General features: G+C 38.3%; 9 protein-coding genes. 5 read left to right on the forward strand and 4 right to left on the reverse strand.

The features are described 5' to 3' along the window. Position 1 precedes the first annotated feature (1 nt). Positions 2–1,468 (forward strand): glutamate synthase subunit beta, encoded by a 1,467-nt coding sequence (locus tag AC04QZ_RS03020; protein ID WP_086546198.1) that lies wholly within the window; start codon positions 2–4, stop codon positions 1,466–1,468. A 418-nt stretch (positions 1,469–1,886) separates the two neighbouring features. Here AC04QZ_RS03020 and AC04QZ_RS03025 read toward each other — a convergent pair whose 3' ends face one another. Continuing rightward, positions 1,887–3,089: a DUF763 domain-containing protein gene (locus AC04QZ_RS03025; protein ID WP_478356527.1), complete on the reverse strand. Its 1,203-nt coding sequence runs from the start codon at positions 3,087–3,089 to the stop codon at positions 1,887–1,889. A 259-nt stretch (positions 3,090–3,348) separates the two neighbouring features. Here AC04QZ_RS03025 and AC04QZ_RS03030 point away from each other — a divergent pair, with 259 nt between their 5' ends. Continuing rightward, the gene (locus AC04QZ_RS03030; RefSeq protein ID WP_478356528.1) at positions 3,349–4,452 is read left to right on the forward strand and encodes a metallophosphoesterase; all 1,104 of its coding nucleotides are present in this window, start codon (positions 3,349–3,351) and stop codon (positions 4,450–4,452) included. Here the strand turns inward: AC04QZ_RS03030 and AC04QZ_RS03035 are convergent. Then, positions 4,438–5,529 (reverse strand): sensor histidine kinase, encoded by a 1,092-nt coding sequence (locus AC04QZ_RS03035; protein ID WP_478356529.1) that lies wholly within the window; start codon positions 5,527–5,529, stop codon positions 4,438–4,440. The genes AC04QZ_RS03030 and AC04QZ_RS03035 overlap by 15 nt on opposite strands. 158 nt (positions 5,530–5,687) lie before the next feature. Between AC04QZ_RS03035 and AC04QZ_RS03040 the strand changes: the two genes are divergently transcribed. Then, positions 5,688–7,154, forward strand: coding sequence for a glycoside hydrolase family 130 protein (locus tag AC04QZ_RS03040; RefSeq protein ID WP_478356530.1), 1,467 nt, complete (start codon positions 5,688–5,690; stop codon positions 7,152–7,154). Positions 7,155–7,357: 203 nt separating this feature from the next. Here AC04QZ_RS03040 and AC04QZ_RS03045 read toward each other — a convergent pair whose 3' ends face one another. Continuing rightward, positions 7,358–9,628: a glycosyltransferase family 4 protein gene (locus tag AC04QZ_RS03045; RefSeq protein WP_478356531.1), complete on the reverse strand. Its 2,271-nt coding sequence runs from the start codon at positions 9,626–9,628 to the stop codon at positions 7,358–7,360. A gap of 129 nt (positions 9,629–9,757) precedes the next feature. On the opposite strand from AC04QZ_RS03045, the gene ku reads away from it, so the two are divergent. After that, entirely contained in the window at positions 9,758–10,528 is a 771-nt protein-coding gene (gene ku / locus AC04QZ_RS03050; protein WP_086546207.1) for a non-homologous end joining protein Ku, read from the forward strand. Between the two features lie 107 nt (positions 10,529–10,635). On the opposite strand, the gene AC04QZ_RS03055 is transcribed toward ku, so the two are convergent. Then, positions 10,636–11,754 carry an alpha/beta hydrolase gene (locus AC04QZ_RS03055; RefSeq protein ID WP_478356532.1) on the reverse strand — a complete coding sequence of 373 codons (1,119 nt, stop codon included), beginning with the start codon at positions 11,752–11,754 and terminating at the stop codon, positions 10,636–10,638. Between the two features lie 143 nt (positions 11,755–11,897). On the opposite strand from AC04QZ_RS03055, the gene AC04QZ_RS03060 reads away from it, so the two are divergent. Continuing rightward, complete coding sequence (locus AC04QZ_RS03060; RefSeq protein ID WP_478356533.1) at positions 11,898–12,266, forward strand: SpoIIAA family protein; 369 nt, start codon at positions 11,898–11,900, stop codon at positions 12,264–12,266. Positions 12,267–12,281: the final 15 nt, after the last annotated feature.

Consider the following 12,281-nt stretch of genomic DNA (forward strand, 5'->3'; position numbering starts at 1 on the left):
CATGGGAAAAGTAACAGGATTTCAAGAATATGATAGAGTTGCGCCCACCAGAGAAGAGGCTGCAACACGTGTAAAACACTACGGTGAATTTTTAAATGATTTACCTTCACAAGAATTAAACAATCAGGCTGCCCGTTGTATGGATTGCGGCGTACCTTTCTGCCAGTCAGGTTGCCCATTGGGTAACGTGATACCAGAATTTAACGACGCTGTTTATCAAGGTAAATGGGAATTAGCGGCCAATATTTTATTAAGCACCAATAACTTCCCTGAATTTACAGGTAGAATTTGCCCTGCACCATGCGAATCAGCATGCGTGTTAGGTATTAACCGCCCGCCGGTTTCTATCGAGGAAATTGAGAAACACATCATCGAAATCGCTTTCGAAAAAGGATTTATCAAAGCAAAAGCACCACTAATCAGAACTGGTAAAAAAGTTGCTGTAATTGGTTCAGGTCCTGCGGGCTTAGCTGCTGCTGCCCAGTTAAATAAAGTTGGACATGAAGTGACTGTTTTCGAACGTGACGATGCTCCAGGCGGTTTATTGAGGTATGGTATTCCTGATTTTAAACTACAGAAAAATGTAGTGGATCGCCGTATCGATTTAATGAAAGAAGAAGGTATTATTTTTAAATGTAATGCTAACGTAGGCGAGAATGTTGAAATAGGTACTTTATTGCGCGATTTCAACGCCATTGTATTGGCTGGTGGTTCAACTATTCCACGCGATTTACCAATTGATGGCCGTTCGGCTAAAGGTGTTCATTTTGCAATGGATTTCCTGAAACAACAAAATAAACGTGTGGCAAGCAGAGCCGTTGAAGCAGAAGATATTATGGCTACCGGTAAAAATGTAATCGTAATTGGTGGTGGTGATACCGGATCTGACTGTATTGGTACTTCGAACCGTCATGGTGCGAAGTCTGTGACGCAATTCGAGATTATGCCGATGCCGCCACAGGCACGTAACGAGCATATGCCCTGGCCAAATTATCCAATGTTGCTAAAAAATACCTCTTCTCACGAAGAAGGTGCACAAAGGGCCTGGTCGGTAAATACTAAAAACTTTATTGCTGACGAAAAAGGAAACCTTAAAGCCTTAAAAGTAGTTGATGTAGAATGGGAAATTGATGCAAACGGCCGCCCGGTTACTTTTAAAGAAGTGGCTGGTACTGAAAGAGATCTTCCATGCGAACTGGTGCTTTTAGCAATGGGTTTCTTACATCCTCAAAAAGAAGGTTTAATTGAGAAATTAGGCGTGGAGTTAGATAACCGCGGAAACGTAAAGGCATCTGAACACACCTATCAAACCAATATTGCCAAGATTTTTGCCGCAGGTGACGTTCGCCGCGGACAATCACTAGTAGTTTGGGCTATTTCAGAAGGCAGGGAAGCTGCCCGCAAGGTAGATGAATACTTAATGGGAACAACTAAACTGGCATCTAAAGATGCCGTTGCATACGCTTAGTAGGTTTTAAATTCTATATTTTTAGGGTCGTGGTGCAAACCACGACCTTTTTTGTTTTAATAAATCTTTAGTTAATTCTCTGCCACGGAGGCACGGAGCTTATTCCTTTAAGAAACATCGTCCTCGTTTACAACGAGGATGCAAGAGAATGGCGATTTTATCGCCCCTAGAATTCTTATTAAGCATTACAAATGCGAACCTCACTAATCCTAGGTACAAACGAAGACTATTTGCAGAGAGATCTTACAGCTAGCTAGTTTAGGGCGGTCGTCATGCTGAACTTGTTTCAGCATCTATCATACTGTTTAGTTGCTAATCATTTTTCGACACGGAAATTTCAGAATAAATACTTACAACATATGATTATTGAATAAATCCTGAAATAAATTCAGGATGACGAACATGAGCGAAAAATAAATTAAAACAACTTCAATTGCTCATCTTTTGGTGGCTTCTCTTTTCCAAAAATGGTTCTGCCACCATATTTCCAGCTTTCCGCACGTTCTTTTTGAATTACTTTTTCAAAATCCATATTCGGAACAAAGTCTTTTTCTGCATTCCGGGCAATTTGATGAAGCGATTTTATCGCTTGTTGTTTATCGGTATTTCCAATCTTTGCTTTTTCAATGGCTTTCTGCAAAACACTGATGGTCTCATCATAAACGTTTACCGGAACAGGGAAGGGGTGTCCGTCTTTACCGCCATGGGCGAAAGAATAACGCGCAGGATCGGTAAACCGTGAAGGTGTACCATAAATCACCTCACTCACCAAAGCCATTGATTGTAAGGTTCTTGGTCCCATGCCTTCAAGTAATAACAATTCCTCAAAATTACCCGGTTGTTTTTCTTGTGCCAGCCATAGTATACTTCCTAAACGTTTTAAATCTATATCCTTCGATTTTACTTCATGATGATCGGGCATTACCAATTTTTGTATTTCACCAAGCATTCGCGTTGGCGATTCAGCTGTCATGCTCATCATACTTTGCCTTGTTTTATCGGCATCGTTAGCGGTTAGATTTAAAATCTGGCCTTGATTAATGCCACAAATACCCGTATGAGGCTCTTCTACAAAAGATTTTAAGTTTTCAGAATGCCAGTGGTATCTTCTTGCTGTCGAGCTGCTATTGCTCATGCCTTGTTGCACCACGGCCCAATCGCCTTCGTTGCTCAAAATAAAACTATGAAGATACAGTTGAAAACCATCTTGAATGGCCGTATTATCTACTTTTGCACTTAGTTTACTCGCCCGAACCAACGCTGTTCCATTTAGGCCTGTTTGATCGGCAATTTTTAAAAGTTCGTTTGGGGTTTCCCTGCTGTATTTCCCTTTGCCTCCACAAATATAAATCCCCAGCTCTTTTGATAAGGGATTAATCGACTTCTTCAAAGCACCCATTACCGATGTGGTAATTCCTGAAGAATGCCAGTCCATACCCATTACGGCACCCAGGCTTTGAAACCAAAAAGGACTGCTTAATCGGCGTATTACTTCTGCTTTACCATATTCTAATAGTATCGCTTCGGTTATCGCTAAACCAAGTGTAGCCATACGCTGTGCCAGCCATGGTGGTACATGCCCATAATGTAGGGGTAAATCTGCGCTTCCTGATCTTTTCAATACTAACAAATTTAGTAAAATATTATTTAAAAAAGGCATTATTTTATTGGCTATAGAAAGGACCTGACATTAATAAAAGCGATTATCCGGTGTAAACTAAACTTGATTGGAGTGAGCATGCCGATTTTTCATCGGCATAAAACGGAAAGCAAGGCCGAACCTAACCTAAGAATTACCACTATTGCTTTTCAGAAAAAACGATTGATGATATTTTTTGTTATTTTGAGGAACAATAATACTGGCGAAGGCTCATTCATACATGCGGAAATTCTTACAACGTTTACTAAATACCTGGATTATTCGCATGTCGAATAAGTTTGGTTCAAGGCCTAACCGTAAACGCATCCACGCTGCTTTAAATAAACTGTACAAAACCATCAATGCATCACCAGGGAAACGGGGACTTATTTTTGATGTTACCGATACAGATAAATTTATCATTTTATCGGATCAGCATAAAGGTGCCCGCGATTATGCCGATGATTTCACCTTAGCTGAAAAGAATTACCTAAAGGCACTCGAATACTACAATCAACAGGATTTCCATTATATCAATTTGGGCGATAGCGAGGAACTTTGGGAGAATTTGCTCGAATCTGTAATCAAGCACAATAAGGAAACTTTCGAAGCAGAAAAAGCTTTTATCTCAAAAAATCACTTCACTAAAATATTCGGCAACCATGATTTATATTGGGATAATGATCCTTTAGCGGGATTTAACCTCAATAGAATTTACGGGACCAAAATCCGAATTTATGAAGGGGCAATTTTAAGAATGTCGATTGGAGAAAGTAAACTTGATATTTTCTTAACCCACGGACATCAGGGCGATTTACAGAGTGATGGTAACTGGTTTAGCAAATGGTTTGTGAGTACGGTTTGGGCACCACTGCAATCGTATCTTCAAATTAACCCGAATACACCGGCGTACAGCAATCAACTTAAAACCGCGCACAATGCATTAATGTACAACTGGGTAGCTCCAAAAAAGAACATGGCTTTAATTACCGGGCATACACACCAGCCGGTTTTCGCCTCATTAACACATCTGGAACGCATTTATATCAAACTGAATAAAGCCAAAAGAGAAAAGAATACCGAGGATCTTGCACTTTTAAATGCAGAACTTCGTAAAGTGATAAAGGAAAGAGCCAAAACACCACGCATTGGCAAATATAAACCAGGGTACTTTAACAGTGGGTGCTGTTGTTTTAGTGATGGCGATATGACAGGTATCGAAATCGAAAATGGATTTATAAGACTAATAAAATGGTCGTACCATAGAAATGCCATTCCTGAAAGAATTTTGCTTGAAGAAATGAAAATCAGCGAATTAGCAGATTTAAACCTATTTAATGGGTAACATAACGTAAAATGTTGTACCCATATCTTTTCCATCGCTTTCTACCCATAATTTTCCCTTGTGTATATCCACTAAAGCATTTACGGTGATTAACCCCAAACCATAAGTATTTTCACGATCTGTAGCTACAGCACTCAACGTGGCGAATTTTAAGAAAATTTTATCAAGATCTTCTTCTGTTAAACCCACACCATTATCTTTCACCTGAATGGTGACTTCACTTTCTGTAGTTTGATGTGAGATGTGAATTTCCTTTCCGCCTGGAGAAAATTTAATGGCATTGTCGAGTAATTGGCTAAAAATGACCTTAAGTTTGTCAGCATCACCAAAAATTTCTACCGGCGTTTCAAAATCCATGACAACGCTTTGCTTTTTCTGTTTAAGCGCTAAATCTAAATTAAGTTTTACCTCTTCGAGTATTTCTTTCAGGTCAACCTTTGCTTTTTTAGGCTTAAAGGAATGGGCTTCCTTACGCGCTGAAATTAAAAGATTGTTCAGATTTTCGATTATCCTTTTAGATTGCGCATTGATCTTATCCGCAATTAAACTTGCCCTTTCCTCAACGCCAGGAATTCGGCCCAATAGTTCTGACTGTAAAGAAATGGTCGTCATGGGGTTTTTAAGGTCGTGAACAAGCACATGTAAACGATCATCATAGGCCCTGAAAGTTCTTCTGATCGAAATCCTGGATTCCAGTTTCTCCATTATCATATCTGCCAATAACCCTAACATTTTAAGTTGCTGTGCTGTAGCCGCCTTAAATTGGATATCTGCCGCGTAAATCAAACCAAGTTGATAACCTTCAGGCGAGCTGATTGGCATAGAAACAAAAAAAGTAAATGCATCATTTTTTAAAGGTAATCCGATAAATGATCCCAATTGAGCTTTCATAAAGACGTCTCCATCTGTTTGAAAACCAATACCCGCATTCGGAACATCGAATATTTCTGCGGCCAATTGTGCAATCTGATCAAAAGCCCTTTCTTCAGCTGTATCTAAAATCTCATAATATCTCAATTTTTCCAAACGCAAGGTTTCATCTGATGGAACTACGTTTTCTGCTTTTTCGTAATGCATTAAGGTTTTAGTTAACTTATAAGGATGAATAGCTAAAGGTAAAAATTATGCGTAAATACTGTAAATAATATAAACAATTAAGTCGTAAATTTCGTTAATATAAAGTTGGAGGAAATAGGGCAGAAAGCGTTAAAATTACTACCAAAACAGTTTAGATAATGAGATTATACATAGAACGTAAACCTGTTAAGGTTAACCCGGATACTAAAAGAGTTATTGCACGTTTTTTTTTTAACGGAGAGGAGAGAGCATTAGAAGTCATCAGGAAGGTTTTAGAGTTTTCAGATGAAAAAGTGTTTTCACTGATATCGCCCATCTTACAGGAATATTCGAAAAGGCATCGCAATATCACTAAAATTTTAACCCGTCACTGCAAAAAATTAAAAAAGCAGTTTGTTGCCCTGGGTACTGAAATAGAAGATATTGATGAATACACCAAATTACTAATCGGTGCCTACTTTACCCATGAATATTCTATTGAATCTGCTGCCTTTTTCAATCCGAGTATTGTAGACGACCCTGATCAGACCGATCTGGTTGAAGGCGAAAAACGGGTAATTATCAGTTTTAGGGCTGTTGGCGAAGGCCACATTTCATCTATTGTTTTCCGTCGTGCTTTAATTGATAAAAACAATAATATTCAGGTTTTACCTGTTGGAAATTACGTTGATGAAGCTGAAGTGGTAAAAAATGCCATTTACGTGAAGAAATTATTTCTTAAAAAAGCAGCTTATGCGCAGATTGATCCTTCTGTATTGGAAGAAATTGAATCGAAACTGGATGATAAATTTGAATATACCAGCCTGAGTAATATCATTAAAGATTCTAAAAGTCTGCACAAAGAAAATCCGGCACGTTTAATTGAATACGATAAAGTACTTTGGCTGTCAGACACTTATCATACCATTTCATTTTCTAAAGATACCGATATCTCTGACCGTGTAATTTTTCCGATTTCAGAATTTGAGCGTAAAGGGATTGAAGATGCACGTTTTGTTAAGTTTATTAAAGATGATGGCAAAGTATTATACTACGCAACCTATACCGCATTTGATGGTTCTTTGATTATTCCCAAACTGGTGCAAACCGAGGATTTCTACGAGTTTAAAGTGATTCCGCTATATGGTGATGGTGCTCAGAATAAAAACCTGGCCTTATTTCCCCGTAAAATTAAAGGGAAATACGTGATGATGAGCAGGATAGACGGCTGGAACAATTACCTGATGTTTTCTGATAAAGTGAATGTCTGGGAAAATCCAATCCTTTTAAAGCAACCGCGATATGATTGGGAATTGGTGCAGATTGGCAATTGCGGATCTCCGATTGAAACAGAAAAAGGATGGATTGTAATTACACACGGTGTTGGCCCGATGCGCAGGTACTGTATTGGTGTAAGTTTATTGGATCTTGAAAACCCAAGTATAGAAATCGGCCATTTAAAAGAACCATTAATTATTCCGAATAATGATGAACGTGAAGGTTATGTACCCAATGTGGTATATTCCTGCGGTTCGATTATCAGCAATGGTGAATTGATTATTCCCTATGGTTTATCTGATTACAGTTCTTCGTTTGCCACCGTAAACCTCGAATTGTTACTGGCTAAACTACTGGAGAATAATTAAGATATTGCTTTCATCAGGCTAATCATAAATCGTGATTCCACACGAAAGCTGTCACTACTACTTGGTCAGCATCTTACTCGTCATCAAACCCCTGAAACAGATCAGGGTAAACGATCATTTTAACTCAATTTGCCCAGGAAAATACCAAAAAAGGCTGATTCATTTCTGAACCAGCCTTTTTTATTTCAGAGACAATTAAATATCTAGCTACACTTATCTGCCTCCACTAAAGGAGAAGATAAGGTTTCGTATTCTGCTTCTGCAGCCTTTAATATGGCCAAATGAGAGATGAAATAAGCTAAGGTACTTTCAGCCCCCTGGTTTCTATTCACACTGTTAAACTGTAATCCATCTGCACAACCATGGGTTTCAAAATCGTATAAGGGAATATGCAGACTGTTTTTCCCTAAAAACCACTCATAACTGATGTGCATTAAATTTAAGTATTTATCATCTTTGGTCACCTCGAAAGTTTTGGCATAAAGTAACACCATGGCCATTGTTTCTATAGCCTGCTGGTCATATATCGGATTTTTACCATGTTTTTTCATCCATCCCGCATTTCCAACAGGATTTAGGTATCCATTTTCGAAAGAAAAGCTATTCAAAAACGCAATACTTTCCATTGCAATTTTATAGGATGTCGCATTGCCGGTAACTTCGTAATGATGAAGCAAGGCCAATGGAAGGATTGCGTTATCGTAGGTCAGAATATCTTCAAACCAATGCCAATCGCCATCTTTATTGTCTTTATACGATGCCATTAATGAATTGGCCAGCATATTGATTTCTTTTGTGATTAGTTCATCACCAGGATGGGCACACAGGTAATAAGACAGGCCTATAATGGTATTTGCTTTTCCACGGAGATATTTTAATTCTTTAAAATGGGGAATCGAATGTGAAAATAATTCCCTGCCGAATTCCCGGTAAGAATTGTTGGGTGCGCTGCAAACTAAATAACCTAATGACCAAATGGTACGGCCAAAGGAATCTTCTGAGCCAATTTCATCGAGATAATTGCGGTTAAAACTCAGGAAATTCCTGAAATTTCCGTCATCTGTTTGCATATATTGAATGAAACTGAGGTAGACAGGCATGAATTTTAAAGCTTTAGGGTTTTTATCCTGCTCTATGGCCATTAATGCCATAATTAATGCCCTTGCATTATCATCGATGCAATAGCCTTCTTTTAAATTTGGAATACCAAAACGGGCATGCTGTATAATTCCGGTATCATCTGTTAATAACGAAATATGATTTAAGTTAAGCGCTGGCATACCTTCTACATCAATGATAGGAGGCGTAACTCTTTCGGGTCTTTTTCCATCAGCCAGAGCCTCATTTAATGCGTTAAGATAAACACTTCCAATGGCTGGCCAGCGAAGGTTTAAGCCATATTCGTATGCATTTTGCTTCAGTTTTTGATATTTATCTTGATCGCTTAATAGTTCATTAACAATCTTTGCCAGCTGCACATCATTTTTAAAATCGAATAATTTGCCTCTGTTATCTGCTAATAACTCCTGAGCGTGCCAGTATGGCGTAGAAACCACTGCAGCACCTGCACCAATAGCATATGATAAAGTACCACTTGTTATCTGGGCTTCATTTAAATATGGTGTAATGTATAAATAACAGGCCGTTAAATATTGATGTAATTCTTCTTCGGAAACAAATTTATTAACGAAAGCAATATTATTCTCGACGCCTAAATCTTTTGCCAATGCTTTCAAACTATCGCGATATTCTTCACCATTGTGTTTCACCACGCCAGGATGGGTATTGCCTAAAATCACATATAAAACATCAGGATGTTGCGCTACAATTTCGGGTAAAGCTTTAATCACCGTTTCTAAACCTTTATTCCGGCTAATTAAACCAAAAGTAAACAGTACCTTTCTATTGGCAAAAAGTTCACTTTGCGCAATTTCGTTGTTTGGCGTAGGTTCCAGATCTGGAACACCATGTTCTATTAATTTGATTGAAGCCTTAGGGATTTGATAAATACTGGTCAAAAACAACACTGCCTTTTTACTCATGACCACTATTTTAGAAGATTTAACGGCAATCTCCTTAATAATGGTTTGCTGCATAAAATTCGGCTCTTTTAAAACCGTATGCAAAATGGTAATGAATGGCTTTTTTAGTCGGTTGATTAAGGACAATAAAAACACCCCACTGTTACCACCATATATACCAAACTCATGCTCAATGATACAAGTATCTACATCGCTGTTATTGATAAAATCAGCAGCTTCGATATAGTCCTGTTGATTTTGCTGGCGTATCACAAATTTTACTTCGCTCGGGTAATCGTGTTCATTAACATCATCGGATTCATTTAATGCAACAACAAAGCTTTTCTCTGAATGATAAGCGGGATTTAAACTTAGGGCATTCACTAAGTTCTGATTAAAAGTAGCTAAACCGCATTCGCGAGGAGGATAGGTTGAAATATAGGCTATTTTCATAAGTATTTCAAATAGGTTGATACTTAAATAACATTATATTATCTAAATAGTTTGTGATTTCCTCAAAATACGCTTAATAAAGCCAAAACAATCTGATTTGGCCACTTGTTAGTAAGTAAATATTTAGCTATGAGATCAATATGGAAAGGTTCGATTGGATTTGGTTTGGTAAATATCCCGGTGAAGTTATTCTCGGGCGTACAGAACAGTAACCTTGATTTAGATATGCTCGACGAACGTGATCATGCCAAGATTAAATTTCTAAGGGTAAATGAAAATACACATAAGGAAGTACCTTATGAGAAGATCGTAAAAGGCTATTTTTTAAAAGACAGTTATGTTGTTTTAGACAAACACGATTTTGAAGAGGCCGCTCCTGAAAAAACTAAAATTATTGAGTTAGAGAATTTTGTTGATATAAAAGATATTAATCCTATTTATTACGAAACTTCTTATTACACCGAACCCGAAAAGCAGGGCAAAAAAGCGTATGGATTATTGCTAAAGGCTTTAGAAAAATCGGGCAAGGCCGGTGTGGCCAGGTTTGTATTAAGAAATACAGAAAATTTGTGTGTAATCCACCCGATGGAACATGTGATTGTAATTACTAAAATCAGGTTTCAGGAGGAAATCAGAAGCTTATCAGAAATTAACAAGGTGGATGATATTACCATCACCAAAAAGGAAATGGATGTAGGTTTAGCCTTGATAAAACAATACAGCTCCAAATTCGATTTAAGCGCTTTTAAAGATGATTACAGTACTGAATTATTGAAGATTATCAAAGCGAAATCTAAAGGAAAACGCGCCACGGTGAAAAAGATGAAACCACAAAAGGCTTCAAGCGACGATTTGTATGAACAACTGATGCAGAGTTTGGGCTCGAAGAAAGGGGCGTAGTTAGTTTCGAGTCTGCAGTTAAGCATGTGGAGTTTAAAACCGCTTTCCGCCTATCGCTATGCGAAAACCGCATTGGAATGATTGATTAACACTCCAATGCGGTTTTTCTACTTAAAGGCAGCTTTCAATTGGTCAGATGCATAAGCCTGTGCTGCTTTTGCTTCCGGAATAACGATAGCCATACCAAAAAATTCGTGTGTTACACCTTCATAGTTTTTAAGATCGACCCTTACCCCGGCAGCCTTAAGTTTATCAGCCAGCATGATACCATCATCGTGTAAAGGATCAATTTCTGCGGTAATAAGGGTCGTAGGTGGAAGTCCTTTTAAATTGGCATTAACCAATGATATTTTAGCATCCTGTGCTTCAATCATGGTGTTCAGGTACTGATTAGTAAACCAGCCCATCATCGCTTTGTTTAGCGGTTTTGCTTTTTCATACATTTTGTAAGATTCTGTATTCATGTCTGCCTGCGCAATGGGATAAACCAAAACCTCATGTACAGGAAGCATGATGTGTTTATCTCTGGCCATTATAGACACATTTGCCGCTAAATTTCCGCCTGCACTTTCGCCAACCACTGCAATCTTCGCTGGATCGGCTTTTAAGTCTACCGCATTTTTAATCGCCCATTCGTAAGCAGTAAAAGCATCATTATGCGCCGTAGGGAATTTATTTTCGGGTGCTAAACGATAAGCTACAGAAACCACAACAGCACCAACCTGCTCGGCCAAAGCCTGTGCAGATGCGTTATAAACATCTAAATTGGCAATAACGAAACCACCACCATGGTAATAAACAATGAGCGGATAGGGACCTTTTCCTGCTTTTGGCGTATAAATACGCAAATGAATTTTGCCTCCGCTTGCATCAATATCTTTACCTATGGTATCGACCTGAGCAACTGGTATGGGAATATTGTTTTGTTTTACCAAATCCATTACCGCATCCGTTGGTGTATGATTTTTACGCGCATCAGTCGCACTTAAAGTTTCTAAAGGTTTATCTCCATAACTACTTAATTTTTCCATCACCGCCTGCATTTCCGGCTTTATTGTTTTTCCCCATTCGGGAGCTGGTCCGGCAGGTTTTAACCCTGCTGTTAATGTTGAATCGGTTATGGTCGAATCTGTTGTGGTTGTCGTTTTTGTTCCTCCGGTACAAGCAGAGAGCGAAACTACCACCCCGAAAATGAGTGTACTAAGCTTTATTGAGTTGGTTTTCATAGCGATATTTTATTGGTTTTATTAAACATGTTTCTATAACAGTATCAATCAGATAGTGTTTTCATCGCCTCACAACTTTTTAGAATTTACTTAAATAGCAAACATCTTGGCAAATTAGTGTGTTCTTAAATAAACGAAATTTTATGCTAACAGAAATAACAGGATTACCAGATCATATTTTTGGGGTAAGGGCTACAGGAGAGGTGACGAGCGACGATGTAAAGAGTGTTTTGTTAACCGGTTTAAAAAGAACCGCCGAACGATTTAAAGAAATCAGGTATCTGCTTGTTTTAGAAACCGATGTGAAAAACTTTACAGCAGGCGCATGGGTACAGGATGTTAAAGCCGGTTTACAAAACTTTACCAAATGGAAAAAAATTGCCGTAGTAAGTGCCGAAAAAGGAGTGGAGTGGTTTACTGATGTTTTTACAGTAGCTACACCGGGTAAATCTAAAGGCTTTAAACCAGAAGAAATAGAAGAAGCCAAAGCCTGGTTAAGTGCCGAAGACTAATTATTAAATAACAGC

Source organism: Pedobacter folensis (assembly GCF_056490665.1).